This window comes from Nocardia sp. NPDC020380 (assembly GCF_044386975.1).
Taxonomy (GTDB): Bacteria; Actinomycetota; Actinomycetes; order Mycobacteriales; family Mycobacteriaceae; genus Nocardia.
The window spans coordinates 182067-206191 of record NZ_JBIRVQ010000011.1 but is presented as its reverse complement, the minus strand read 5'-3'; the positions used below and the strand labels follow the sequence as shown (position 1 = coordinate 206191).

General features: G+C 67.3%; 25 protein-coding genes. 12 read left to right on the top strand and 13 right to left on the bottom strand.

What is annotated here, in order from left to right; translation table 11 throughout:
* Window positions 1-25: 25 nt before the first annotated feature.
* Both ACH438_RS30020 and ACH438_RS30015 read right to left on the bottom strand, forming a co-directional pair.
* Window positions 26-1018, bottom strand: a complete 993-nt coding sequence (locus ACH438_RS30020; protein WP_397011217.1) for an LLM class F420-dependent oxidoreductase — start codon at window positions 1016-1018, stop codon at window positions 26-28.
* Window positions 1019-1103: 85 nt separating this feature from the next.
* Window positions 1104-1562, bottom strand: coding sequence for a MarR family winged helix-turn-helix transcriptional regulator (locus ACH438_RS30015; RefSeq protein ID WP_397011215.1), 459 nt, complete (start codon window positions 1560-1562; stop codon window positions 1104-1106).
* Window positions 1563-1649: 87 nt separating this feature from the next.
* Between ACH438_RS30015 and ACH438_RS30010 the strand changes: the two genes are divergently transcribed.
* The 3 genes from ACH438_RS30010 to ACH438_RS30000 all read left to right on the top strand — a co-directional run bounded on the left by ACH438_RS30010 (window position 1650) and on the right by ACH438_RS30000 (window position 4058).
* Window positions 1650-1973, top strand: a complete 324-nt coding sequence (locus ACH438_RS30010; RefSeq protein WP_397011213.1) for a rhodanese-like domain-containing protein — start codon at window positions 1650-1652, stop codon at window positions 1971-1973.
* Between the two features lie 123 nt (window positions 1974-2096).
* Window positions 2097-2786, top strand: coding sequence for a dienelactone hydrolase family protein (locus tag ACH438_RS30005; protein WP_397011211.1), 690 nt, complete (start codon window positions 2097-2099; stop codon window positions 2784-2786).
* 72 nt (window positions 2787-2858) lie between these two features.
* On the top strand, window positions 2859-4058 hold the full coding sequence (locus tag ACH438_RS30000; protein ID WP_397011209.1) for a serine hydrolase domain-containing protein: 1200 nt from the start codon (window positions 2859-2861) through the stop codon (window positions 4056-4058).
* 1 nt (window position 4059) lies between these two features.
* On the opposite strand, the gene ACH438_RS29995 is transcribed toward ACH438_RS30000, so the two are convergent.
* From ACH438_RS29995 to ACH438_RS29985, 3 genes are all read right to left on the bottom strand, one after another.
* A complete protein-coding gene (locus ACH438_RS29995; protein WP_397011207.1) occupies window positions 4060-5895 on the bottom strand; it encodes an acyl-CoA dehydrogenase in 1836 nt (611 codons plus the stop codon).
* 144 nt (window positions 5896-6039) lie between these two features.
* Entirely contained in the window at window positions 6040-7311 is a 1272-nt protein-coding gene (locus tag ACH438_RS29990; RefSeq protein WP_397011205.1) for a TetR/AcrR family transcriptional regulator, read from the bottom strand.
* Between the two features lie 49 nt (window positions 7312-7360).
* Window positions 7361-7948: a TetR/AcrR family transcriptional regulator gene (locus ACH438_RS29985; protein ID WP_397011203.1), complete on the bottom strand. Its 588-nt coding sequence runs from the start codon at window positions 7946-7948 to the stop codon at window positions 7361-7363.
* A 129-nt stretch (window positions 7949-8077) separates the two neighbouring features.
* Between ACH438_RS29985 and ACH438_RS29980 the strand changes: the two genes are divergently transcribed.
* Window positions 8078-8923, top strand: coding sequence for a CoA transferase (locus tag ACH438_RS29980; RefSeq protein WP_397011201.1), 846 nt, complete (start codon window positions 8078-8080; stop codon window positions 8921-8923).
* 6 nt (window positions 8924-8929) lie between these two features.
* Window positions 8930-10090, top strand: coding sequence for an acyl-CoA dehydrogenase family protein (locus ACH438_RS29975; RefSeq protein WP_397011199.1), 1161 nt, complete (start codon window positions 8930-8932; stop codon window positions 10088-10090).
* Here ACH438_RS29975 and ACH438_RS29970 read toward each other — a convergent pair.
* On the bottom strand, window positions 10071-10754 hold the full coding sequence (locus ACH438_RS29970) for a TetR/AcrR family transcriptional regulator (RefSeq protein WP_397011197.1): 684 nt from the start codon (window positions 10752-10754) through the stop codon (window positions 10071-10073). The two genes, ACH438_RS29975 and ACH438_RS29970, sit on opposite strands and share 20 nt — an antisense overlap.
* Before the next feature lie 9 nt (window positions 10755-10763).
* On the opposite strand from ACH438_RS29970, the gene ACH438_RS29965 reads away from it, so the two are divergent.
* The 3 genes from ACH438_RS29965 to ACH438_RS29955 all read left to right on the top strand — a co-directional run bounded on the left by ACH438_RS29965 (window position 10764) and on the right by ACH438_RS29955 (window position 13103).
* Window positions 10764-11426 carry an MSMEG_1061 family FMN-dependent PPOX-type flavoprotein gene (locus ACH438_RS29965; protein WP_397011195.1) on the top strand — a complete coding sequence of 221 codons (663 nt, stop codon included), beginning with the start codon at window positions 10764-10766 and terminating at the stop codon, window positions 11424-11426.
* A 21-nt stretch (window positions 11427-11447) separates the two neighbouring features.
* Window positions 11448-12356 (top strand): PDR/VanB family oxidoreductase, encoded by a 909-nt coding sequence (locus tag ACH438_RS29960; protein ID WP_397011193.1) that lies wholly within the window; start codon window positions 11448-11450, stop codon window positions 12354-12356.
* 126 nt (window positions 12357-12482) lie between these two features.
* Window positions 12483-13103 carry a hypothetical protein gene (locus tag ACH438_RS29955; RefSeq protein WP_397011191.1) on the top strand — a complete coding sequence of 207 codons (621 nt, stop codon included), beginning with the start codon at window positions 12483-12485 and terminating at the stop codon, window positions 13101-13103.
* On the opposite strand, the gene ACH438_RS29950 is transcribed toward ACH438_RS29955, so the two are convergent.
* The gene (locus ACH438_RS29950; RefSeq protein ID WP_397011189.1) at window positions 13068-13490 is read right to left on the bottom strand and encodes a nuclear transport factor 2 family protein; all 423 of its coding nucleotides are present in this window, start codon (window positions 13488-13490) and stop codon (window positions 13068-13070) included. The genes ACH438_RS29955 and ACH438_RS29950 overlap by 36 nt on opposite strands.
* Window positions 13481-14287: an MBL fold metallo-hydrolase gene (locus ACH438_RS29945; RefSeq protein WP_397011187.1), complete on the bottom strand. Its 807-nt coding sequence runs from the start codon at window positions 14285-14287 to the stop codon at window positions 13481-13483. Before ACH438_RS29945 ends, ACH438_RS29950 begins: the two co-directional genes overlap by 10 nt.
* Before the next feature lie 64 nt (window positions 14288-14351).
* On the opposite strand from ACH438_RS29945, the gene ACH438_RS29940 reads away from it, so the two are divergent.
* Window positions 14352-15242 carry a helix-turn-helix domain-containing protein gene (locus tag ACH438_RS29940; RefSeq protein ID WP_397011185.1) on the top strand — a complete coding sequence of 297 codons (891 nt, stop codon included), beginning with the start codon at window positions 14352-14354 and terminating at the stop codon, window positions 15240-15242.
* Between the two features lie 4 nt (window positions 15243-15246).
* Here ACH438_RS29940 and ACH438_RS29935 read toward each other — a convergent pair whose 3' ends face one another.
* Both ACH438_RS29935 and ACH438_RS29930 read right to left on the bottom strand, forming a co-directional pair.
* Window positions 15247-16578, bottom strand: a complete 1332-nt coding sequence (locus ACH438_RS29935) for an MFS transporter (protein ID WP_397011183.1) — start codon at window positions 16576-16578, stop codon at window positions 15247-15249.
* Between the two features lies 1 nt (window position 16579).
* The gene (locus ACH438_RS29930) at window positions 16580-17221 is read right to left on the bottom strand and encodes a GntR family transcriptional regulator (RefSeq protein ID WP_397011181.1); all 642 of its coding nucleotides are present in this window, start codon (window positions 17219-17221) and stop codon (window positions 16580-16582) included.
* A 159-nt stretch (window positions 17222-17380) separates the two neighbouring features.
* Here ACH438_RS29930 and ACH438_RS29925 point away from each other — a divergent pair, with 159 nt between their 5' ends.
* Window positions 17381-17845 (top strand): PaaI family thioesterase, encoded by a 465-nt coding sequence (locus tag ACH438_RS29925; protein ID WP_397011179.1) that lies wholly within the window; start codon window positions 17381-17383, stop codon window positions 17843-17845.
* Between the two features lie 62 nt (window positions 17846-17907).
* Here ACH438_RS29925 and ACH438_RS29920 read toward each other — a convergent pair whose 3' ends face one another.
* Both ACH438_RS29920 and ACH438_RS29915 read right to left on the bottom strand, forming a co-directional pair.
* A complete protein-coding gene (locus tag ACH438_RS29920; protein ID WP_397011177.1) occupies window positions 17908-18300 on the bottom strand; it encodes a hypothetical protein in 393 nt (130 codons plus the stop codon).
* 109 nt (window positions 18301-18409) lie between these two features.
* Window positions 18410-19630 (bottom strand): cytochrome P450, encoded by a 1221-nt coding sequence (locus tag ACH438_RS29915; protein ID WP_397011175.1) that lies wholly within the window; start codon window positions 19628-19630, stop codon window positions 18410-18412.
* A gap of 242 nt (window positions 19631-19872) precedes the next feature.
* On the opposite strand from ACH438_RS29915, the gene ACH438_RS29910 reads away from it, so the two are divergent.
* Together ACH438_RS29910 and ACH438_RS29905 are read left to right on the top strand one after the other, a co-directional pair.
* Window positions 19873-21456 carry a carboxylesterase/lipase family protein gene (locus ACH438_RS29910; RefSeq protein ID WP_397011173.1) on the top strand — a complete coding sequence of 528 codons (1584 nt, stop codon included), beginning with the start codon at window positions 19873-19875 and terminating at the stop codon, window positions 21454-21456.
* A 126-nt stretch (window positions 21457-21582) separates the two neighbouring features.
* A complete protein-coding gene (locus ACH438_RS29905) occupies window positions 21583-23292 on the top strand; it encodes a hypothetical protein (RefSeq protein ID WP_397011171.1) in 1710 nt (569 codons plus the stop codon).
* Between the two features lie 3 nt (window positions 23293-23295).
* On the opposite strand, the gene ACH438_RS29900 is transcribed toward ACH438_RS29905, so the two are convergent.
* Window positions 23296-24090 (bottom strand): SGNH/GDSL hydrolase family protein, encoded by a 795-nt coding sequence (locus ACH438_RS29900; RefSeq protein WP_397011169.1) that lies wholly within the window; start codon window positions 24088-24090, stop codon window positions 23296-23298.
* Window positions 24091-24125: the final 35 nt, after the last annotated feature.

Here is a 24125-nt window from a genome sequence, read left to right as displayed (position 1 = left end):
CGTCGGGCCGCTCCGGCGGCGCGGTTCAGCGCAGGGCGGGAATCACTTCGCGTTCGAAGAGGTCGAGTCCGGCGGTGTCGTAGGCGAGTTCCGGGAAGTAGTGGATGGCGTAGCCGAGGCCGAGATCACGGGCCTGCGCGAGCTTTTCGATCACCTGTTCCGGGGTGCCGACGGCCGCGGAACTGCTGAAGTAGTCCTCGACGTACTTCCGGGCCCCGTCCGCGCCCAGGGCCGGCGTCATCCGCGCTTCCACGGCGCCGAGCCGATCCTGCACCTCGGCCTCGGTCGCGGCGACCAGGGTGTTGAAGTTGGCGCTGCGGGTGATGGCGTCGAAATCGGTGCCGACGGCGGCACAGTGGCCGCGCAGCAGTTCGGACTTCTGGGTGAAGATCTCCGGCTCGGCGGAGAAGTTGGTGTACTGCGCGTACTTCGCGGCAATGCGCAGCGTGACCTTCTCGCCGCCGCCGGCCACCCAGATCGGGATGCCGCCCTCCTGCAACGGTTGCGGCTGCACGATGGCGCCGTCCACCTGGTAGTACTTGCCGTCGAGGGTGGCCGAGCCGGTGCGCCACGCCTGCCGGAAGATCTGCACGCCCTCGTCGAGACGGCCGAGGCGTTCCCCGGCGGGCGGGAATCCGTAACCGTAGGCCCGCCATTCGTGCTCGTACCAGCCGCCGCCGATACCCATTTCGACGCGCCCGCCGGAGATGAGGTCCACGGTGGCCGCGACCTTGGCCAGGTAGGCCGGATTCCGGTAGCCCATGGCGGTGCACATCTGCCCCAGCCGGATACGCGAGGTGGAGGCCGCGAGCGCGGACATGAGGCTCCACGCCTCGTGGGTGGCCTCGGCGGTCGGCTGCGGCGTGGTGTGGAAGTGGTCGTACACCCACAGCGATTCCCAGTCCGGCGTGGCGTCGGCCCGTTGCGCCAGGTCCCGCATCAAGCCCCACTGCGCCGCCGGGTCGATGCCGACCAGGTCCAGCCGCCAGCCCTGGGGAATGAAGATGCCGAAACGCACGCCGTGCCTCCTTGGTATGGGAACAGATTCGCCCCCACCCTCCCCTTTCATCCCATGATCGGCAACCGTTCGCCGCGCGCGGCGCCTAATCCGTGGTCGTGGGGGAGTTCAGGTCGGCGGGCCCGAGTACCTTGCGCAGGGCGTTCGCGACGGTGTCGAGTTCGTCGGGGTCGAGTCGCCCACCCATGCGGCGTTCGATGCCGGCGAGATAATGCGGCGCGGCCTCCCGGAAGCGGCGGCGGCCGTCCTCGGTGATGGCGACGAAGGCCGAGCGGCCGTCGTCGGGATTGGATTCGCGCCGGACCAGGCCCTGCGCCTCGAGTTCGGTGACCAGCCGGCTGACGCGAGTGCGGCTGAGCACCACGCGTTCTCCGAGGTCGCTCATCCGGAGTCGTTGTGGTCCATCCAGTTCCAGCAGGACGTCGTACCAGCTCAGCGGGAGTCCGGTGGCGCGGCGCAGTTCGGCGTCGAGCTCGGGCACGAGTTTGGCGTGCACCTGCAGCAGGGCCGCCCAGGCGCCGACGGCCGGATGGGATCGGTTCACGCCCCGATTCTAACCAGTTGCGTGCGCTCGCACATAAGTAGTAGCGTGCACACGCACATAAATTCCGTGCTCGGAAAGGGAAATCCCATGACCGCACTCATCACTCGCGACGAACTCGCCAAGGAGATCGAGGCCGGATCGGTGACCGTGCTCGACGCCCTCGGCGGTGAGTACTACGCCAAGGCGCATCTGCCGGGCGCGCTGGCGCTGGTCGCGGCCGAGGTGGAAGCCAGGGCGCCACAACTGCTTCCGGATCTCGGCGCCGCCATCGTGACCTACTGTTCGAACCCGGCCTGCGGCAACAGCCAGCAGGTCGCGACCGAGCTGGAGCGGCTCGGTTACACCAATGTCCGGAAGTATCGGGAGGGCATCGAGGACTGGGCCGGGGCGGGGCTGCCGATCGAGAGCTGATCGGCCGCGGCGGAAAGCTGATCCCCGCCGGGTTGGCGGCGGGGATCAGTGCGGGTTGTCTGAGACAACATTAGGATGTGGTCGAGTTCGATCATCAGACGACCGGCGGGGAGGGGCTCGACGATGAGCGCGATCCAACTGAACGCACCCGATGGCACGATCGACGCCTTCCTGGAAATGCCCACCGGTCCCGGGCCCTGGCCCGGCGTGGTGGTCCTGCACGACGGTATGGGCCTGACCGAGGACGCGCGCAATACCGTCCGCCGGCTGGCCGCCAACGGATACCTGGCCATCGCGCCGAACCTCTTCGCGCGGGGCCGTGTTCGCTGCGTGCCCGCCGTGCTGCGCGAGGTGCTGACCAATGTCGAGGGCCGTACCACCCGCGACATTCTGGCCGCCCGTTCCTATCTCGCCGAGGACCCGAAGTGCACCGGGCGCATCGCCGTGGTCGGCTTCTGTCTGGGTGGCGGATTCGCGCTGCTGGTGGCGCCCAAGGGGTTCGACGCGGCCGCGCCGTTCTATCCTTCGGGGCGCGGCAGCTACGCGGAGATGCTGCGCGGTTCCTGCCCGGTGGTGGCGAGCTACGGTGCGCTCGACCCGTTGAATCCGGGCCGCGGGCCCAAGCTGGAACGTGTGCTCACCGAATACGGTGTCGAGCATGACGTCAAGGTGTATCCGGGCGTCACGCACGCCTTCGCCAACGAGACGCCTGCCGAACCGTTGCTGCGGGTCACCGGCCTGGGCTACGACGCCGACGCCACCGCGGACGCGTGGCGGCGCATTTTCGCCTTCTTCGACACCCATCTGGGCTGAACCGGTTCCAATTCGTTCCGGGTCCGTGCGACCCTGGGAGCGAAATATCCTGACAGACAAGGGAGTCTGGTCATGCCGTCCGCCATGTTCGTCGACGATCGGTTCATCGGTGTCGCCGCGAAATTCTTCGCCCTCTTCGGACCTCCGCGCAAGGGCGGTGGCGCGGTCGCGGTCTACCTGCACGGCGAACCCGTGGTGGATATCTGGGCCGGCTTCGCCGCACCCGGCCGCCGCTGGCAGCGGGACACCATGGCGATGGCCTACTCCACCGGCAAGGGCGTGGCCGCCACGGTCCTGCACCGGCTGGCCGATCGCGGCCTGATCGACTACGACGCCGCGGTGGCCGACTACTGGCCGGAGTTCGCGGCGAACGGCAAGGCCGGCATCACCGTGCGGGACGTGCTGCGGCATCGGGCCGGACTGCAGCAGATCCGCGGGCTGCTGCCGGACAAGGCCGACCTGCTCGACCATGATGCGGTGGCCGCCGCGCTGGCCGTGAGCGCGCCGGATCCGCTGCGCTACAAGGCCTCCGGCTACCACGCCATCACCTTCGGGACGCTGGTGGCCGAGATCTGCCAGCGCGTGACCGGACGCGACTTCCGCGACCTGGTCCGGCAGGAGCTCGCGGTTCCGCTGGGCGAGAGCGACTTCTGGTTCGGGGTGCCGGTGCACGAACGCGGCCGCCTGGCCAAGCTCGGTCCGCGCATGAGCGTGGCCAAGCTGCCGGTGGACGGGCTGCTCGGCATCGCGGCGGCCGTACCGCCGCTGCGTTCGCTGCGCGGCGTGCTCTACGACGGCATGCTGAATTCGGCGCAGGTCTCCGACACCGTCTACGACGCCATGATGCCCGGCTGGAACGGGGTCTTCACCGCGCGCTCACTCGCGCGCATGTACGGGGCCATCGCCAATGACGGCCTGGTCGGCAATCAGCGGCTGCTGAGATCCGATACCGCGGCCCGCATTGCCGAGATGCCGTTCAACAGCAAGTACGACTATGTGCTCGGCGGCCCGCCGAATCACTCGCTCGGCTACCATCGCGCGATCGTCGGCACCCATATCCGGCGGGATGCGCTGGGGCACTTCGGTATCGGTGGTTCGGGCGCCATGGCCATGCCCCGGCTGGGGCTGTCGATCGCCTTCGTCACCAACCACCTGGGCAATATGGTCTCCACGCTCGGCGATGCGCGGCTGCCGGTGCTGGCGGCGATCGCCGCGCGGGCCGCACGCGAGCTCCCGGAAACGGAGTCGGTGCGGTCCGCGGCGGCGAGCTAGCTCAGAAACCGGCCTCGTCCAGCTGCATGGCCTCGAGGTCGATGGCGGCGAGCACGGCGCGGTCGGCGGTCAGGCGCGGCAGCACCTCACGGGCGAAGAACGTCGCGACCGTGACCTTGCCCTCGTAGAAGGCGCGGTCCGCGGCGGCCATCTCGGAATCCAGTGCGGTGAGCGCCGTTTCGGCGTTCACCAGCAGCCGCCACGCCACCACCAGATCGCCGACCGCGAGCAGGAACCGCACCGAACCGAGACCGACCTTGTACAGATCCTCCGGCTGCTGCTGTCCCGCCAGCAGATAGCCGGTGAGGCTGCCCGCCATCTCCTGCACATCGGTGAGAGCCGTTGCCAGCAGGCCCTTCTCGACCTTGAGGCGGCCGTTGCCGACGGTGGATTCCGCGGTCTCGCGAATCTTCCTGGCCAGGTGGGCCAGGGCAACGCCGCGGTCGCGGGCGATCTTGCGGAAGAAGAAGTCCTGCGCCTGGATGGCGGTGGTGCCCTCGTAGAGGGAGTCGATCTTGGCGTCGCGGATGTACTGCTCGATCGGGTAGTCCTGCAGGAAGCCGGAGCCACCGAAGGTCTGCAGCGATTCGGTCAGGTATTGGTAGGCGCGCTCGGAACCGACACCCTTGACGATCGGCAGCAGCAGATCGTTCACCCGCGCCGCCAGCTCCGGATCCGCGCCCGAAACCTGCTGGGCCACCACATCGTCCTGATGCGCGGCGGTGTACAGGTACACCGAGCGCAGACCCTCCGCGTACGCCTTCTGCATGAGCAGCGCGCGGCGCACATCCGGGTGGTGAGTAATGGTGACGCGCGGCGCGTTCTTGTCCGTCATCTGCGTGAGATCCGCGCCCTGTACGCGAATCTTCGCGTACTCCAGGGCATTCAGGTACCCGGTCGACAGCGTGGCAATGGCCTTGGTCCCCACCATCATCCGCGCGTTCTCGATGACCTTGAACATCTGCGCGATGCCATTGTGCACCTCACCCACCAGCCACCCCTTGGCCGGCACGCCGTGCCCGCCGAAGGTGACCTCACAGGTAGCCGAAGCCTTCAACCCCATCTTGTGCTCGACATTCGTCACGAAAGCGCCGTTCCGCGCGCCGATCTCACCGGTCTCGTGATCGAACTCGAACTTGGGCACCAGGAACAGCGACAGCCCCTTGGTACCGGGCGCCGCACCCTCCGGCCGGGCCAGCACCATATGCACGATGTTCTCGAACAGATCATCGGAATCGGCGGAGGTGATGAACCGCTTGACCCCTTCGATATGCCATGTGCCGTCCGCCTGCTGAATCGCCTTGCTACGCCCGGCCCCCACATCCGATCCCGCATCCGGCTCGGTCAGCACCATGGTCGCGCCCCAGCCCCGCTCCACCGCGAACTGCGCCCACCGCTGCTGCTCCCCGGTCCCGAGCGTGTACAGGATCTGCGCCATGGCAGGCCCCATCGTGTACATATGCGCCGCGGGCTGCGCCCCCAGCACGAATTCCGTAATGGCCCAAGTCAACATGGCAGGCGCGGGCACCCCACCAATAGCCTCGATCCGCCCGACCCGCCACCACTCGGCGTCATACCAGGCCCGCACCGCCTGCTTGAACGACTCGGGCAGGCTCACAGAATGCGTGGCCGGGTCGAAGGTGGGCGGAGTCCGATCGGCGTCGGCAAAGGGTGCAGCCACCGGCCCCTCGGCCAGCCGAGCCGCCTCCACCAACATCGACCGCACGGTATCGCCATCGAGATCGCCGAACGCCCCCGAGGCCAACAACCCATCCAGCCCGTACACCTCGAACAGATTGAACTCGAGATCGCGCACATTGCTCTTGTAATGGCTCACGCGCCCGAATCTCCGCCCCCCGACCGCCCCCGGCAACGAATTGTTAATCGCCACTAAGCAACCGGCCACTCGGAGGGCCGGCACTGATATGCGGCGAGACGGGCGCAGACGGCCGATATGTTAATTGCGGCTAAGTGGGAGAAATCACTTACGGGCTTCCGTTGCTGTTAATGGGCCGGGTTTGCGCAGCGGGACCGGCGCCGCCTCGATCGCCTCACCGATCGCGGTCAGCACATCCACCAGGTCGGCGCGGATATACAGGCGCGGATTGCGCACCGACTCGATGATCACGGTCGTCACGGCGCGAATCAGGACGCGCGCCACGGGGATCGGCAGTTCCGGCCGGACGGCGTGCAGCATGCGGGCCCAGCGTTCGATTCCGTCCAGTCGCACCTGCCGGTATCGCCGCACCGCGTCCTCCGGGAGGTGGCGGGTTTCGCTCATGGTGATGCCGAGCAGGTCCGGGTCGTCCACGGCGAGCTGGGCGAAGCCATGGAGCATCGAGCGCATGGCGCCGGCGGCGCCCTGTCCTTCGGCGAGTGCTCGTGCCATCAGCAGGCCCATCCACTCGTCGTGGCGGCGCACGATGTGGTCGAGTACCTCCGCCTTGCAGGAGAAGTGGTGGTAGAGGGCGGGGCCGGTGATGCCTACCGCGGCGCCGATGTCCTCGATTCCGACCGCGGCGTATCCGTGCAGGCTGAACAGGCGTGCCGCTTCCGCGAGAATGCGTTCGGTGCGCAGGGCTCTGTCCAGCTCGGTTCCGCCGTTGCCCGCCTTGGTGGTTCGTGTGGCGGGCGTATCGGCTGTCGCGGGTAGGGGCACGTCCACGACTGCCGTGACGGCCGCGTCCAGCACGCGGGCGGTCACGGGCGCGGGCAGCTCGGCTCGGTGATAGGAGGGACTGACCGCGATCGAGAGCACGCACCAGCTCAGTAACTCGACATCCGCGGTGGTGAGGTTGGGGCGGCGCGCGCTGATCGCCGCGCGGAGGTAGCCGACCATCCGGACCGCCAGGCGCAGCACCGCGCTGCGGTCCGCGGGGCTCACGTGGCGGAATTCCAACTGCCACAGGCGCGGTAGTACTCGTACTTCCAACCCGACCCGTACCACCTCGGCCAGCACTTTCGCGCCGGCCGGGTCGTCTCGTCCCGCCTCCTCCACCCGCTGGGCGCATTCCCCGAGCCCCACCCGCAGGCACTGGCCGAGCAGCTCCTGTTTGTTCCGGAAATGGCGGTACAGGGCTGGTGGTGAAACTCCCACCGCGACAGCGATATCCGCCATGGACGTGCCGTGATAGCCGTCGTGTGCGAAGGCGTCGATGGCGGCCTCGAGGATCTCGGCGCGGCGCGTTCGGGGCCGGCGCGCGCGGCCGCGCCCCGCCCCTCGCCGCTCGACCGCGGCGCTCCGCTCGCTCACGCTGACCATTCTGTCGCCGTGCCTGCGGGTTCGCTCTGTGAGCGAGGGGTCACTCGTCGACGGTGATGGTGAGGTGGGGTTTGGGGGTGTCGTCGGCGTCGGCGACCATCTGCCAGACGGAGTCGATCATGGGGGCCAGCAGGAGTTCGCCGAATTGGCGGATGAGGACGGCGACGATCTGGGTGGATTCGCGGCGGGTGGTGGAGGCCACGCCGGCTTCGCGGAGAAAGAGGACCTCGCTGCGGACCAACTCGACTATGCGTTCCAGGAACTTCAGCTGGGTGGGTTCGGGTTCGAGGATGGCGCGGCGGATGTAGTTCACGACCGCGGGGTTGTCGCGGAGCATTTCGCGGACGGCGTCGTCGCGGGCGCCGGTCACCTCGGCGGGGGTTCCGGTATTGGGGACCGAGTGGACGGCCTGGTAGAAGTACTCGCCGATCAGCTGGTCCACGGCGTCGCGGAGGCCGGCCTTGGTCTTGAAGTGATGCTGGACCAGGCCGAGGGTGACGCCGGCCTCTGCGGCGACCGCGCGCAGGGAGACGCGGGATTCACCGTATTGGGCGAAGAGGTCCATGGCGGCGTTGCGGATGCGTGCCTTGGCGGTCAGGTCGTCGTTGGTCGCTCGTGGATTCAGCATCGCGCCTCGATCGCCCCTCGCCTCGTCGTCAGTGGTCGGGTCAGTCTACGTCGCGTAGTAATTGCTGGTCGTATGCCATGGAACCGCTACGGTTGACCCAATCACTATACAAACGTATCGTTCACCTTCATGGAGGTTCCAACGCTGCGCCCCCTCGCGGGGATCGAGGTCGTGTCACTCGCGGTGAATCTGCCCGGCCCGCTGGCGGCAGCCCGACTGGCCGAACTGGGTGCGACGGTCACCAAGGTCGAACCGCCCACCGGCGACCCGCTCGCCGCCGCCGCGCCGGATTGGTACACGCGGCTGGTCGCCGGTCAGCAGGTCGTCACCCTGGACGTGAAGCAGCAGGCCGATCGCGGCAAGCTCGACGAACTGCTCGAATCCGCCGATCTGCTCATCACTTCGATGCGGCCGACCGCGCTCGCCCGGCTCGGATTGGCGCAACCGCACGAACGATTCCCGGGGCTGTCACTCATCGAGATCGTCGGTCACGCCGATGATCCCGAGGTCCCCGGCCACGACCTCAACTATCAGGCCGTGCACGGCACCCTCACCCCGCCGCGCATGCCGACCGTGCCCGTCGCCGACATGCTCGGCGCCGAACGCGCGGTGTCCACCGCGCTGGCCGCCCTGGTCTCGAGGTCGAAAACCGGTGTGGGGCAACCGTATCGGGTGGCATTGGAGGAGGCCGCCGCCTGGGCCGGCCAGGCCGTGCGTCACCGGCTGATGGGGGAGGGGGCCGTCCTCGGCGGCGCCTTCCCCGGCTACGGCATCTACGCCTGCGCGGACGGGCATGTGGCCCTGGGCGCGGTCGAACCGCACTTCTTCATGGGCGCGCTCGCGACCTTCGGCGCCGACGGCACCCACGAGAGTTTCGCACAGGCCTTCGCCGACCGGACCATCGCCGAACTCGAAGCCATCGCCGCCCGAGAAGACCTGCCGCTCAACGGTATTCGCACCCACTCCGGAAAGTAGACACCGATGTCCGAACTGTTCCCCGACTACCGCCCCAGCTGGGAAACCGATCAGCACCGCGAGCTGCGCAAGCACGCGGCCGAATTCTTCCGCAAGGAGATCGCGCCCAACCGGGAACGCTGGTCCAAGCAGCACATGGTCGATCGCGAATTCTGGAACAAGGCCGGCGCCGCGGGCCTGCTCGGCCTGGACCTGCCCGAGGAATTCGGCGGCGCGGGCGGCGATTACGGCCTGCAGTCCGTCGTGCAGGAAGAGCTGGTCTACGCGCACGACAATGGCTTCGGCTTCTCGGTGCACTCGCCGATCGTGTCGCACTACATCTACAACTACGGCAATGACGAGCAGCGGCAGCGCTGGCTGCCGGGCATCATCAGCGGTGAACTGGTGCTGGCCATCGCCATGACCGAACCGGGCACCGGCTCGGACCTGCAGTCGGTGCGCACCACCGCCATCCGCGAGGGCGACCACTATGTCGTGAACGGTTCGAAGACGTTCATCTCCAATGGAACCCACTGCGATCTGCTGGTGATCGTCGCCAAGACCGATCCGAGCAAGGGCGCGGCGGGCGTTTCGCTCATCGTGGCCGAGACCAAGGATCTGCCCGGCTTCGAACGCGGCCGGGTGCTGGAGAAGATGGGCCAGCACGGGCAGGACACCCGGGAATTGTTCTTCTCCGATATGCGTGTGCCGGTGACGAATCTGCTCGGCGCGCAAGAAGGTCTGGGCTTCTATCAGCTGATGGAGCAGCTCGCGCGGGAGCGGCTGATCATTGCCAGCCTGTGCTCGGCGCTCGCGGAAGCAGCGGTGCTGGAGGCGCTGAAGTACTCGAAGGAACGGGAAGCCTTCGGCCGCCCGATCGGCAAGTTCCAGCACAACGCCTTCACGCTGGCCGAGGTCAAGACCGAGGCCCTGGCCATCAAAACCCTTGTCGACTATGCGATTCAGCAGTACATCGACGGCAAGAACGATCCCGCCACCGCTTCGATGGCCAAACTGTTCGCCGCCGAAACCTCGGACAAGATCGTGGACAAATGCCTGCAGCTTTTCGGCGGCTACGGCTACATGATGGAATACCCGATCGCCAATATGTACACGGGTTCGCGCGTGAACCGCATCTACGGCGGCACCAGCGAGATCATGAAGGAAATCATTTCCCGCTCGCTCTGAGATAACGGAAAAGCATTGCGGTGAGCTCGTTCTCGAAGCGGGGCAGCTCGACCGGCTCGCGGGACGCGATCAATTGGTGGACCACCAATTCGATCGTGGAGACCACGAGCCGGGCCGCGGTGTAGGTATCGGCGACACCGACCTCCGGATGCTGTTCCAGCAGTTGCTGGATGAAGGCGATCCGCTCCCGCTGGTGCACGGCGACCTTCTCCCGGAGTTCTGCCGAGGGCTGCATCTGCTCGATCATCACGCGCAGTAGTTGCGGGTCGTCGAGATGGTTCTCGATCGCGATCCGCACCAGCCGGCGCAGGATCTCCTCCAGTGAATCGGGCAATTGCTCGGTCCCGAGCCGCAGCACGGCCTCCCGGCCCGCATCGAGGTGCCGGACCATCAACTCGACGAGGATCGCGTCCTTGTTCGGGTAGTACTGATACAGCGAACCGATCGAGATCCGCGCCTGCTCGGCAATCCGGTTGGTGGTCCCCGCGGCATACCCGTACTCGGCGAAAACGTGAGCAGCCGCCGCGAGGATCCGCTGCCGGGTGAGCTCGGCCCGGGACTGAAGCGGCTGTTTACGTGGCTGAAGCCGACGCTGATCCGACACCCTGGCACCTCCGGGACGCTCGGCGGAAAGCGAGTACACAAGAACTGAGTAATTGCTCATAATTGTGCCATGACCAGCGGAAAAGTAATGGACAGGCCCATGCTGACCCGTTCGGGACCCCGGCCGCGACGGGTGTCGCCGGCCGAGATCCGCGCGCGGCTCGGCGAACCCGAGCCGATGATCAAGAGCAAAGTCCTCGACCACATCGACCGGCACTCGCACCGCTTCATCGCGCATTCGCCGTTCCTGGCGCTCGCCACCGCGAACCGTGACGGGCTCGGCGACTGTTCCCCGCGCGGCGACTATCCGGGCTTCGTGAAGGTGCTGAACCAGCATATGCTCGCCATCCCCGACCGTCCCGGCAACAAGCTCGCCGACTCCTTCCACAACATCGTCGAGAACGACGGCGTCGGCCTGCTCTTCCTCATCCCCGGTATGCGCGAAGTCCTGCGCGTGAACGGCCGCGGCTACGCCACCGACGAACCGGATGTGCTGGCCCGCATGCGCACCGAGGCCAAGGAACCGGTCCTCGCCATCATCGTCGACGTCACCGAGGTCTTCTTCCACTGCGGCCGCGCCCTCACCCGCTCCCGCCTGTGGGATCCCGCGAGTCAGGCGCTCGCACAGGAGATGCCGCCGATCGGCGAGGTGGCGGTCGAACAGATGGGCCTCGACCTCGACCCGCAGCAGATGACCGACCGCCTCGAAGACGCCTATCGGAACCTCTACTGACCGAACAGGAGTGATACGCCGATGCAGCACGCCGTCCTCGATCGCATGGAACGGATAACCGACGACGTCCTATCCCTGGTCTTCCGCGGCGCCGAAACACCCCTGGTCCCCTGGGAACCCGGCGCCCACATCGATCTGGCCCTCCCGAACTGGCTCACCCGCCAGTACTCCCTGTGCGGAGACCCGGCGGCCCAGGAGCACTACCGCATAGCAGTCCGCCACGACCCCCTCAGCCGAGGCGGCTCGGAATACATCCACCTCTTCCTCGAACAAGGCCGCACCCTCGATATCTCCCTGCCCCGCAACAACTTCCCCCTCCTCCCCGCCCCCTCCTACCTCTTCATAGCCGGCGGCATCGGCATCACCCCCATCCTCCCGATGATGCGCACCGCCACCGCAGCCGGCGCAGCAACCACCCTGCTCTACATAGGCAGAACCCCCGCAACCATGCCCTTCGCCGAAAACCTCCGCGCGACCTACGGCGATCGTGTCCGCACGATCGCCACCCAGCTCGAAGGCAGGCCCGATTTCGACTCTCTGGCAGCAGAACTGGACCCCCGAGCCCTCGTCTACTGCTGCGGCCCGACCTCGATGATGGACCGCGCCGAATCCGTCTTTCCCGCCGGCCGAGTCCACGTCGAACGCTTCCGCCCAACCCCCCGTCCCACAGTCCCGAACACCCCCTTCGAAGTCCTCTGCGCCCGCTCCGCCACCAAAGTCCAAGTCCCCGAACACCTATCCATGCTCGACGCCCTGACCCAAGCCGGCCACCCCCTCCCCGCCAGCTGCCGCGAAGGCGTCTGCGGCACCTGCGAACTAACCGTCCTCGCAGGCACCCCCGACCACCGCGACGACATCGGGGCCTCCCCCGACCTCATATACCCCTGCGTCTCCAGATCCCTCTCCCCGCAACTCGTAGTGGACCTCTGACGCTTCCTGCCTTCAATGGTCAGAGTCGGCGGCTCGCTACGCGTCAGCGGATCGGCTGAGCGTAAAGGGGCTGAGACTGCGAGACGGACTGCGGCTCAGAACATCGGCACTACAGAGGATTCGAAGATGTCTCAACCGGGCGGTTATCCGGCTCCCTATTCGGGCTGGGCGCAGCCGACTCCGCCGCCGGTGCGGCCATCCGGGTGGTGGATTGTCGCAGGGGCGCTCGTGATCGTGATCGGCGTGGTCGGGGCCATCTCGGTCGGAGTCGCCGGATTCATGCGGATGTCGAATACTGTCAACCAGTTTCAGCGGGTCGACGTACCCGGCTCGGGGGATCTGCGGCTGGAGGCCGGGCGGGGCTACACGGTGTATTTCGAGTATCCCGGTGCTTCGTCGGATGGGCTGCCGGCGGAGGTACGAGCGCGGCTGGTGGATCCGGCGGGGCAGGTCGTGCAGATGCAGAAGTACGGCTCGCAGGTGACCTATCAGTTCGGCAATCATGCGGGGCGCGCGGGATTCTCGTTCCAATCAGGACAAGCCGGCGCCTATCACCTGACCACGCTGGGTGGCCCAGGCGTGACGCTCGCGGTCGGCGGCGGACTCGGATCATCGATCGGTGGAACCATCTTGATCGCCGGACTGATCGGTGTGATCGGCCTTCTCGTCGGCTTGGCGATCATCTTGACCGCCGTCATCCGCCGTTCTCGATCACGGGCCGTCGGGGGTCGCGGCTTCGCGTACTAGGGCGGTGTCTACGAACTGTTCGAAGCGGACTATGAGGCCGGATCGGACTGTGAAGTGGTGTACTACACGGGCGTTCAGTGGTTTGGCGGTTGATTTGTGGGTGGCGGTGTAGCGGGCCAGGACTACTACGTTTTCGCCTTCGGTGATGTAGGTGTCGTCGTGGGCGGTCCAATCCGTCCAGTCTTGGGCTAGTTTTTCCATGACGTTGGTGGTTACGCCGGTGGGGGTGCGGTAGGTGCCGGCCAGGGGGAAGCCGGCCATTTCGGTCCATTCCACGTCTGGGGCGAGGGTTTCGCGGAGGGCTGTCAGGTCGCCTGCTGCCGAGGCGAGGTACTGGCGGCGGACGACGGCGGCGGGGGAGTGGTCCGGAATTGGGGTCAGCCCCATGTCATTTCACCCTTTGCGACCTTGGTGCCGAGGTTGGCGGCGATTTTGAGGCCGGCGGCGGGGTACGCCTCCAGGAGGGCGGTTTCGGCGGTGGCGGCGTCGGGGGAGTCGGCGATTACCTTTTCGAAGAGGCGGAGGTAGTCGCGGGTGTGGTGGATAGCGGTGAGGTCCGTGGGGGTGGCGGAGATGCGGTGGCCGGCGGCGACGAATTGCGGGTGCAGGGACTCCAATTCGTCGAGGACTCGGAGCCATTCGGTGCGCTGTTCGGTGGTCGGGGTGTCGGCGGTCCAGACGTGCAGGCCCTCGAAGAGGAGGACGCCGCCGACGAGGGCGCGGGCGGACGGGTCGAAGACGTACCAGGCGCGGTCGCCGAGTTTGTCGGTGGCGCGGCGGATTTCGAGGGTGGTGTCGTCGACGGTGATCGTCGAGGTGGTCAGGGGGGAGATGTCGACGAGGCGGGTGGGCAGGTTGGCGCCCAGATGCGCCCAGGCCTGGAGCTTGCCTTCGTACGATTCGCGGATGTGGGCGATGACATCGGCGGGCGCCAGGAAGATCGCTTCCGGGAAAGCGTCGGCGATGACTTCGGCGCCGAAGTAGAAGTCGGGGTCGCCCGCGGTGATGAGGACGGTGGTGAGGCGCTTGCCCGAGTCCAGGAGCTCGGCGACGATGCGGTGGCCGTCGGCGCGGGTGAAGGCGGCGTCCACCACGACGGCCTCGGCAGGGCCGGTGACCAGGACGCTGGTCTTGTTCAGGGAGGAGTCGGCGGAGTCGATGATCCGGTAGTCGAGGTTTGTCATGACACCTACGGTAGGAGCGTGAACAGGGGTTTTCACGGTTGCCGCGGGACGTAGCATGGTGAAAATGGGACATCCCTCCGATGCGCCGATCCGGCCGGTCCGATATACGCCGCCGCCCGGCGTGACCGGGGAGATCGAGCTGACCTCGCTGGCCCGCATGCGCGAGCGCGGCGGAACGGCGGAGTTCCTGACACCGCAGCGCCTCGACTTCGACCTGCTCATCCGCGTCACCACGGGTACAGCCGTGCATACCGTCGACTTCACCGCGTATCGACTGGGCGCGGGCGATCTGATCTGGGTACATGCGGGACAGGTGCAGCAGTGGGGAGCCATCGCGGATATCGAAGGCTCGGTCGTGCTGTTCACGCCGGCAGTCCTGGACGAGGAGACCAGGGATCGGATCCGCACAGCGGGCGTGGCCGACCCGAACTACTGGCCCGCGGCGAGCCTCGGTCCCGCCGCTACGGCTCTGGACGCCTTGCATGCGACAACCCGGGGACTCGCTGAAGACCCACCGAATCCTTTGGCTACGAACGACATTCGGGATGCGGCGAGAGTGCGCCTACTGGCCGGAACCCTCCTGCTGCTGCTCGCCGACCTCCCCGGCACGGACGAGCAACAACGCCCACCGGCCCGCGAAGCCTTCCTCTGGTTCCGCGAGGAGCTCGAATCCGGCTTCCGCACCCGCCACCAGGTCGCCGATTACGCTGCCCGCCTGGGCTATCCGACCCGCACCCTGAACCGCCTGGCCCGCGAGCACACCGGCCTGAGCGCCAAGCAGTACATCGACGAGCGCATCGTGCTGGAGGCGAAACGCCTGCTGGCACACGGCCGCGACCCGGTGGCCCGGATTGCCGGCCAGCTGGGCTTCGACGATCCCTCCAACTTCTCCAAGTACTTTCAGCAGCGCACCAGCGTCACGCCCGCGATCTTCCGCCAGAGCGTCTCTCGCTGAACGCTTACACGGAGATCCAGCGGGACCGCACGACCAGCGTCAGGCACGCGATCGCCCCGACGGTGAGCACTCCGAACATCGCGGGATAGCTGACACCCGTGGCATCGTGCAGCAGCGCCATCACCACCGGCACGCCGAAGCCCAGGTAACTGACCGCGTAGAACACCGCATTCAGCCCGGCCAGATCATCGGGGCGCGCAATGCGCTCGATCTCCTGCAGCCCGGCCACCATCCCGATGCCGTACCCGAGCCCGAGCATGATCGCCGTGGCGACGGTCAGCCACAGGGTGAGCGCCGCGGAAGCCGCCACGGCCAAGGCCATTCCGGCGATGACGAAGCTCAGGGACAGCGCCGTGAGCCGGATCGTCCCCGGCTTGTCGATGCGCCGCGCCACCGACTGGATACCGAACCCGCAGCCCAGGGTGATGACCGTGATCAGCGCCGAGAAAGCGATGGGCGCGCCGTGCACCTTCGGCATCATGAGGGTCGGCATGATGGCGTAAGCCGCCGCGGAGCAGGTGAACAGCCACAGCGCGAGCGGCAGCGCCACCCGCCGGAACCGCCGGTGCGCGGCGGCCGGCACCTTCAGATCGTCGAGCAGCCGGTTCGGATTCTGCTGCGGGGTAACGGTTTCCGGTGCGTGGATCACCCACGCCGCCGCACCCAGGCACAGCGCGACATTGATCAGATACGGCAGCGTGTCGGGCAGCGGACCCCACTGGGCCAGCACCCCGGCCACGCCCGCGCCGATACCGAAGCCACCGGTGAGGCTCATGGCCGAACGCCGCGCACCCACGCCGGGTGCGGAATCCGCGGTGAACGGCGGCTGCGAGAGCTCCTTGAGCCAGCTGGTGCCCACCGCCATGGCCAGGCCCAGCGCGATACCGCACAACACCCGTCCCGCGGAAAGCATCGGCACGGAAGAAGATCCGAAGGCCAGCAACAGCGAGCCGAGCGCGGCGACCAGCGGCGCGGGCCGCATGAGCAGCCGGCGACCGTAGCGGTCGGAGAGCGGGCCGCCGATCACGAGCGCGGGAATGATGCCGAGCACGTACTCGAACAGCAGCAGATCGACCGTGGTGACCTGCAGCCCCTCGCCCTTGTACATGACCAGCAGCGGGGTGAATTCGTTTCCGCCCCAAGCGATGGCGAAGACAGCAGCGGCCACGCCCAGCCAGGCCTTGCCGCTGCCGGAGTCGCCGCGACCGCCGGCAGTGCGAGTCCCGTTGCCGGCGGTGGTGCGAGTCCCGTTGCCGGCGGTGGTGCGAGTCCCGTTGCCGGCGGTGACGTTCTCGGCCTCGTCCTCGATGGCGGCGGCCGTTGTCGATGTCGCCAAGTCACTGTCCTCTCAAGGTCACGCCGTGCACCGCGGTGAGGTGCTCGGCCAATGCGGCGGCGAAGCCGTCGGCATTGCCGGCCTCGATCAGGTTCGCGATTCGGGTGTGCTGCTCGATGATTCGATCCGTATGCGTCTCCCCGCGGCGCAGCGCGGCGCTGTTCATGCGGCGCTGGCGTTCCCGCAGGGAGTCGTAGAACCCGGTGAGCAGCGGGTTATTGGCGGCGATCACGTATTCGCGGTGGAAATCGGCGTCCGCGACGGCGAATTCGTCCAGCTCGCCCGCGGCGGCGAGTTCGCGCTGCCGGTCCAGTGATTCGCGCAGTCGCGGCAGCAGCGCGCCCCGGTCGGCGGGCGAGAGTGCCCGTACGGCTCCGGTTTCCACGATGTAGCGCGCGTGCGCGACATGGTCGGCTTCGTGGGACGGCACCGGCACCACGAGCGCACCCCGCTTCGGGTACAGCCGCATCCAGCCTTCGGTTTCGAGCCGCAGGAACGCCTCGCGGACCGGTGTGCGCGAGGTGCCGAGTTCGCCGGCGATCTCGTTCTCGCTCACCAGTTCGCCGCCGGGCAGCGCACCGGTCAGGATGCGCTCCTTGATCTCGCGATAGGCCCGCTCAGCAGCCGAATAGGTCTTGGACACGACTTGTATACTAGATGTAGACATCGGATGATTTGCTGGTGTGTGTCCAGGCTCACGGGTGGACGGGGACGGACTTGCGCGGATCGGTCCGGGCCGACCATGATTCACGTTGTTGGCAGGATGTCAGTAAGCCTGTGAAGTAGGACTGAGGAGGTCCGTGTGTCGACGAGCGACGCCCCGCCCTTGAAAGATGTCGTCAATGGCGCCCTGGAATACACCATTCCGATCGCGCACAAGATGGGAGTCGAGGCGGTCGAGGTGCGGCCTGGCTATGCGGCCAGCAAGGTCCCGGTGGAAGGGAACGGCAATCACTTCGGCGTCATGTACGCCGGCGTGCTGTTCACCGTCGCCGAGATCCTGGGCGGCGCGCTCGCCATCGCGAGCTTCGATACCGCCAAGTACTTCCCGCTGGTCAAGGACCTGCACATCTTCTTCCGCAAGCCCGCGGCCACCGATGTGACCGCCGCGGCGACGCTGTCGGAGGAGGAGATCGCCCGCATCACCGCCGAGGCGGATGAGAAGGGCAAGTCCGACTTCACCCTGAAGGCCGTCGTCACCGACGCCAATGGCGTGGTCGTGGCCGAGACCGAGGGCCTGTATCAGCTGCGCGCCCACGGCAAATAGCAGAGCGAACAGATGAGCCGCACCCGGAAAGGGTGCGGCTCATCGGCGTTCGATTCGAGGCGTCAGGCGACGATGATCCAGCCTTCGCACCCGGTGCCGGAGCTGCCCGGCCAATCCGAGCCGGAGACCCGGAACGGGATCGCACCCGGGATCGGCGTGCCGAGATCCACGGTGGTGGTGACCGACTTGTAGGTGTCGGGCAGTGGCGTCACCTTCCCCGCCATATCGATCTTGGCGTCGTCGGTGAAGTTGTTGGAGGTGGTGATCTCCAGCGTGGTCGGCGTGAAGGACGACGCGTGCAGCGTGGTCGCCCCGCACCGGCCCTTCTGGTAGTCGAGCGTGATCTTCTGCGGTGCGGCATCGGCCATGGCGGTCGGCGCGGGCGCGGCCAGCACCGCGGCGCACCCGAGGGCGATGGCGGCCAGGGTGACGCGGCGGAAGTGCACGGTATTCACGAACAGAACCCCTTTCCTGTGGTCACGGCTTTTTCGGCCCCCCGATCGACGAAGATCATGCCGGGTAAGGGGCCTCGACAGCCGGTGACGCGCGGAAGAGTTCGGCACTTCACCAGATGCGCAGCGGCAGGCTCGCATGGCGGCGCACGAAGATGCTCGGAAACCATTGCGGGGGAGTCGCTTCGATCAGTTCGAAGCCGGTGGTGCGTTCGAGCAAGGCGGTGAGCGCCGCGGTGGCCTCCAATTTGGCGAGCGCGGAACCCACGCAGAAGTGCACTCCGCGCCCGAAGGCGAGATTGTTCGCACCGGAACGACGATCCAGATCGAGCAGATCCGGCGACTCGAACCGGGCCGGATCACGATTGGCCGCACCCCACGACAGGAGTAGATGGCTGCCCGCCGGCAGGTCCACGCCACCGAGCCGGGTATCCGCGCGGACATGCCGGTAATGGCCCCGGAAGGGCGATTCGAGGCGCAGCGCCTCGTCCAGAAAGGCCGGGATGAGCGCGGGTTCGCGGCGCAGCTCCGCTTGCAACGCAGGTGTGGTGGCGAGCAATCGGGCGGCATTGGCCACCAGTCCCGCGGTCGATTCGCCGCCCGCGCCGACGAGCTGCACCAGGATCAGCACCGCCTCGTCGTCGCGGACCTCCCCGGCCGCGCAGGCGCGGGCCAGCACCCCGAGCAGGTCGTCGCCGGGATGCTCCCGGGCCGCGGCGAATGCGGTGTACAGATAATCGGTGAGCTCCGCGGCAGCGGTCACCGAATGACCGAAGCGCTCCGCGTCGATGACCGCGCCCAGCATCTCGGTGCTGTCGTAGGCCCACGAAAGCAATTGCGGCACATCCGCGTCCGGCAATCCGATGATGTCCGCGACCAGGGCCAGCGGTAGCCGGTCGGCCATGCTCGTCGCCCAGTCGATGCGGTCGCCGTCCAGGTGCTCGGACCAGAGCCGGTCGACCAGGGCTTCCACCGCCGGTCCCAGCCCGCGAATTCGCTTGGCCAGCAGAGGCTGTACGAGCTTGCGCTGGGCGAGATGCACCGGATCATCGGCCGTGGCGAGCACATGCACCGCCTGACCGCCGCCGTCCATATCGAAGGTGGCGGGCGGCCCGCTCGGCTGCCGCAGCAGCACCCCCGTGAGATTGGAGGAGAAGTCCGCGGTGCGAGTCACCGCCTCGGTCACCAGATCCCACGAGGTGACCAGGTGGAAGCCGGTGCCGGGCACCCGGAAAACGGGCGCCTGCGCGCGCAGCTGCCGGTACAGCGGATACGGATCCTCGACGTGTGCGGGGTCGAAGATATCGACGGTGTCGAGAGCGGTCGGCGTCATCGGCACACGGTTGCCCGCACTGGATGAGGTGTCAATCGGCGTCTCGCGGTGAGACACGGAGGCGCTCCGAGTCGCTGTACGTCGAGTGGTCCCGCGTCGTTCTCGGCTGTCCAGAGCAGTTTTCGGGCATTGGACAATTGCGCTGATCTGTCTCGTGGCGAGACTGCCCCGGACCGGTCGGTACCCGCGACTAGTATCAGAAGCCCTGTCGGGCGAAACACGGTGCGGCCGAGGAGGCTCCGGTGATCGTGCGTGATCGGGCAAGGTCAGCGGGGGTGGCGCTGCTGGCGATACTGGCTTTCCTGTTCGCGGTGCCTCCGGGCGGGGCGCGCGCGGACGCGGTCGTGAATGCCCCCGACACCGTTGCGATCGGCAGCGGTCAAGTGCAGGGCGGGCTCGGCGACGGGTACCGGCTGTTCGACGGAATCCCTTATGCCGCACCACCGATCGGTGACCTCCGTTGGCGTCCGCCACAGCCGCCCGCGCCCTGGCCAGGGGTGCGGACCGCGCGCACGGCCGGGCCGAGCTGCCCGCAGCAGACCGGTATCGGCGGCCCGCGCTCGAACGACGAGGACTGCCTCTACCTGAACGTGTGGACCCCGCGCACCCTCCCGTCGGACCGGGCCCTGCCGGTGATGGTGTGGCTGCACGGCGGCGGCTTCGAATCCGGTTCCGGCAGCATGTACGGTGCCGCCCCGCTGATTTCGCAGCCGGACGGCGACAGCATCGTCGTCACGGTCAACTATCGGCTCGGCGCCTTCGGCTTCCTGGCCGCCTCGGCCCTGGACGAAGGCGCGGGCGCGGGCGACTACGGGCTCATGGATCAGCAGGCGGCCCTGCGCTGGGTGCAGCGCAATATCGGGGCCTTCGGCGGCGACGCGGGCCGGGTGACGGTCGCGGGCGAATCCGCGGGCGCCATAGCGATTTGCGCGCAACTGGCCGCGCCGAGCAGTGCCGGACTGTTCCAGGCCGCGATCATGGAGAGCGGCCCCTGCTCGGCGCAGTCGTTGCCGCAGGCCGAGAAGGCTGGGGATGCCTGGGCGCAGCGGAACGGTTGCCCTGGGCCCGGCGCGGCGGCCTGCTTACGGGCGCTGCCCGCCGCGCAGCTGGTGGATCAGCCGCTCGACCCGTCGAATGCGGTGTACGGCAATGCTTTCCTGCCGCAGGATCCCACGGTCGCGCTGAAATCCGGTGCGTCGAGGCCGGTGCCGACGCTCGTCGGTTCCAACCATGACGAAATGGCGCTGTGGGCCTGGATGAAGTACGGCATTCCGTTCGGGTCGCAGCTGGCGGCGGCCGATTATCCGCAGGCGCTGGTGACCAGTCTCGATATCACGCCGGCGCAGGCGGATCGGGTGCAGCAGGAATATCCGCTCACCGCTTTCCCGCAGCCCGCGCAGGCGATCACCCGGGCGTGGACCGACGATATGGTGTGCGGCGCCTCCGAGGAGAAGGCCGAGTTCGGCCGCCGGAGTCCCACCTATGTCTACGAATTCGACGATCCGGCTCCCGTCGCCCCGCCCAGCACTTTCCCGATGGGCGCCTACCACGCCAGTGAACTGCCGTCACTGTTCGATCTGGCGGAGGCCGGTGGATTCCTGAACGGCGTGATGTCACCTGATCAGCGCCGCCTGGCCGCGGAGATGCGCCGCTACTGGATGCATTTCGTCATCGACCACCGGGCGGATCCGGCGGGTTTGCCCGCCATCCCGCAATACGATTCCGGCAGTGCGCAGTTCATCTCCTTCCGGCCGGCGGGCAGTGTGATCGCGGATTCGTTCGACGCCGATCATCGCTGCGATTTCTGGTCGGGTCTCACGCCGTAGGGCACTTTCACAGTCCGGCAGCCGGTTTGCTGATCAGGTGCCTAATGACGTGGCGCGGGCCACTTCGTCACGATGCTGGATATGATGCGTTCTTTAGGGCGGGGTTCGCTCCTTTTCGCTGCGGGCGTGTGCTTCGCTGTGCTGCAGCCGATTTCCCCGATCGCGCACGCGACCGCACCGGTCAGCGCCGCGACGGACCGGCAGGAACAGGTGATCGACCAAGGTGACGGTGTCGTCGTCTCGCAGGTCAGTTTCCTGCTACCGCTACCTTCGAACGCGCCACCGCATCCGCCCGCCTGCGATCGAACCAGCTTCCTGCGTTATCGCGCGGCCGATGGACCCGCGAATTCCGCCGACGCCGATTCGGTGGTGGTGCAGCAGCAGGGACTCGACGGCGGTTCCATGAATTCCGACACTGTGGCCCGCAATACCGTGCGCTCGGCCCATGACACCGGCCGCAAGGTGGAATTCTGGGCCATGGCCCGGCGCAGCACCTGCCTGGACGAGTCGGCCGGATTCGATTACGCGCTGCGCACCCACAACTATCTCGATGCCGTCGACTACTACTTCAACGGCAAGCCCATCGACGGCCGCGTGTTCCCGGGATTCCAGAATTCCCAGGATCTCGCCGTCCTCGATTCGATGGGCTTGGAGCGAGTGCTGCGCGATCAATACGAGATCATGCTGCACGAGATCCCGGATCAGGTTGTGCGGCAGCACAAATACGTCTGCACCGGCATCTCCCTGGGCGGCCTCGTGACCGGATTCTTCGCCGACTGGGATTTCGGCGGCGGTGATCCCGACGCGTCCGGTGACAGTCAGTGCGCGGCCTACGTGGCACAGGATTCCATGGTCTCGTCGGATCCGGTGGCCCTGGAGAACACCCCGTTCCTGAAGGATCTGACCAATGCGCTGATCTCACCGGTGAACAATGTGCTGAAAGCCGCGCAGAACGGCGGAGTGCTGCCACGCGTATTCGGCGACACCCCGGTCATCGGCACGAAGGCCATGATGTTGTACCGGCTGGCGGGACTGGCGGCATACCTGGATCCCGACGGGGAAAGCCAACTGCTGGCGCATCTTCCGCACGATCCCGCCATCGATTCCACGCTGAACTTCCTCTTCAGCTCGACCTGGGCCGATTTCGTCACCAATGGCGCGGATGGTTCCGGCACCATGCGTGACTACCGATTCACCAATACCGCGCTGCTGGGCGAGCTCATCGGCAATACCTCCTGCAATTTCGAACTGCTCCAGCAGGGTGTGGGCGCGCTCGACGGCGGCCCGGTGCGGCCCAAGAGTTTCCCGAATCCCGGTGACGCCACACAGATTCCATTGATCGGCAACTACCTGCGATTGACCGCGGGACCGCAGGACCGGGTGGCTCCGGCTGATCGCAGCGTGCTCTACACCTGGCGCAACTACAACAATGTGGTGGGCGTCCCGTACACCTCGCCGGGACATCAGGTCGCCGATATCCGGGATGTGGCAAGGCAATTGGCGTCCGGCTCGCCCTCGGCCTACTGGGAGACCTACTTCCCGCTGCGCGTCGTGCTCGATATCGCGGCCGGATACGGCGGCGCCCGCACCGGCGATATGGCGAATCTGCGCTATCACGGCTTGAGCCGGCTGAAACCGAATCTGGTGCTGTGGGCGGGCGACAGCATCGTGCAGTTCGGTCCCGGCACGGTATTCCCGGTGCCACAATCGGCGATCGTGCAGACCCTGCCCGGCTACAACCACATCGACACCATCGGGGCGGCCGCTGTGCAGAACAACGGCCAACCCGATTACAGCGGTCGCTATCTCGCGGAGTTCCTGCACTCCTTGAGCTAGCGATTACGAGGTCAGCGTCCGCGGCACCACCGGCAGCGGCTGCGGACGCTTGGCCCGCCGGCGATCCCCCGAGGATTTGCCCTGCACCCGGTGCATGATCCACGGCGCCAGCGCGGTTGCCGCCCACTGGAATTCGGTGGTGATGGCATCAAGCATCGCGCGATTCGGCAGCGGCGGGGTGAGCGGGCGGGTCCAGCTGTGGTCGCTGCCGGGCAGGTGCAGCGCCTCGGCGACCGCGTCGGCGATGCGCTGATGCCCGATCGGGCTGGCGTGCAGGCGATCCGGGCTCCACAGCCGGCGATCGGAGACCACCTCGAAGCGCCCGGTCTCGGCCACGATCACGCCGTACCGGGCCGCCGCCGAGCGCATGCGCTCGTTGATGGCGTCGACCCGGCGGCGGATCGGCTTGGTCACCGGAATGATCTGCGTGACATCGGGGAAGGTCAGCGTCGCGACGACGATGCCCTGCCCGGTGAGCGCCGCGAACATGGCGTCAATGTGCCCGTACACCTCGTCGGGGTCGAAGCTGGGGCGCAGCAGATCGTTCATGCCGGCGCACACCGTCGCCAGATCGGGTCGCATGGCGAGTGCGGCGTCGAGTTGCTCGGCCCGGATCTGGCGGGCCAGCTTGCCGCGCACCGCCAGATTCGCGTACTCCACATCGGGATTGCCGTGTGCCAGCCAGTCGGCCAGCCGATCCGCCCAGCCGCGTAGCCCGGTCCGGTCCGTACCGTCTCCGACGCCTTCGGTCTGGCTGTCGCCCAGCGCGACGTAACGCGTATACCTGCCATCTTTCATGGCGGATCGCCCTTTCGCGGAGGTGTGCATGATTC

What these genes read in the sequence shown, in the direction of transcription:
- ACH438_RS29980 (WP_397011201.1), top strand. Translation starts at nt 8,078, where the DNA reads ATGGAGGTTCCAACGCTGCGCCCCCTCGCGGGGATCGAGGTCGTGTCA.
- ACH438_RS29970 (WP_397011197.1), bottom strand. Translation starts at nt 10,754, where the DNA reads ATGAGCAATTACTCAGTTCTTGTGTACTCGCTTTCCGCCGAGCGTCCC.
- ACH438_RS29915 (WP_397011175.1), bottom strand. Translation starts at nt 19,630, where the DNA reads ATGACGCCGACCGCTCTCGACACCGTCGATATCTTCGACCCCGCACAC.
- ACH438_RS29945 (WP_397011187.1), bottom strand. Translation starts at nt 14,287, where the DNA reads ATGACAAACCTCGACTACCGGATCATCGACTCCGCCGACTCCTCCCTG.
- ACH438_RS29950 (WP_397011189.1), bottom strand. Translation starts at nt 13,490, where the DNA reads ATGGGGCTGACCCCAATTCCGGACCACTCCCCCGCCGCCGTCGTCCGC.
- ACH438_RS29940 (WP_397011185.1), top strand. Translation starts at nt 14,352, where the DNA reads ATGGGACATCCCTCCGATGCGCCGATCCGGCCGGTCCGATATACGCCG.
- ACH438_RS29985 (WP_397011203.1), bottom strand. Translation starts at nt 7,948, where the DNA reads ATGCTGAATCCACGAGCGACCAACGACGACCTGACCGCCAAGGCACGC.
- ACH438_RS30000 (WP_397011209.1), top strand. Translation starts at nt 2,859, where the DNA reads ATGCCGTCCGCCATGTTCGTCGACGATCGGTTCATCGGTGTCGCCGCG.
- ACH438_RS29955 (WP_397011191.1), top strand. Translation starts at nt 12,483, where the DNA reads ATGTCTCAACCGGGCGGTTATCCGGCTCCCTATTCGGGCTGGGCGCAG.
- ACH438_RS29965 (WP_397011195.1), top strand. Translation starts at nt 10,764, where the DNA reads ATGACCAGCGGAAAAGTAATGGACAGGCCCATGCTGACCCGTTCGGGA.
- ACH438_RS29960 (WP_397011193.1), top strand. Translation starts at nt 11,448, where the DNA reads ATGCAGCACGCCGTCCTCGATCGCATGGAACGGATAACCGACGACGTC.
- ACH438_RS29975 (WP_397011199.1), top strand. Translation starts at nt 8,930, where the DNA reads ATGTCCGAACTGTTCCCCGACTACCGCCCCAGCTGGGAAACCGATCAG.
- ACH438_RS30010 (WP_397011213.1), top strand. Translation starts at nt 1,650, where the DNA reads ATGACCGCACTCATCACTCGCGACGAACTCGCCAAGGAGATCGAGGCC.
- ACH438_RS29900 (WP_397011169.1), bottom strand. Translation starts at nt 24,090, where the DNA reads ATGAAAGATGGCAGGTATACGCGTTACGTCGCGCTGGGCGACAGCCAG.
- ACH438_RS30005 (WP_397011211.1), top strand. Translation starts at nt 2,097, where the DNA reads ATGAGCGCGATCCAACTGAACGCACCCGATGGCACGATCGACGCCTTC.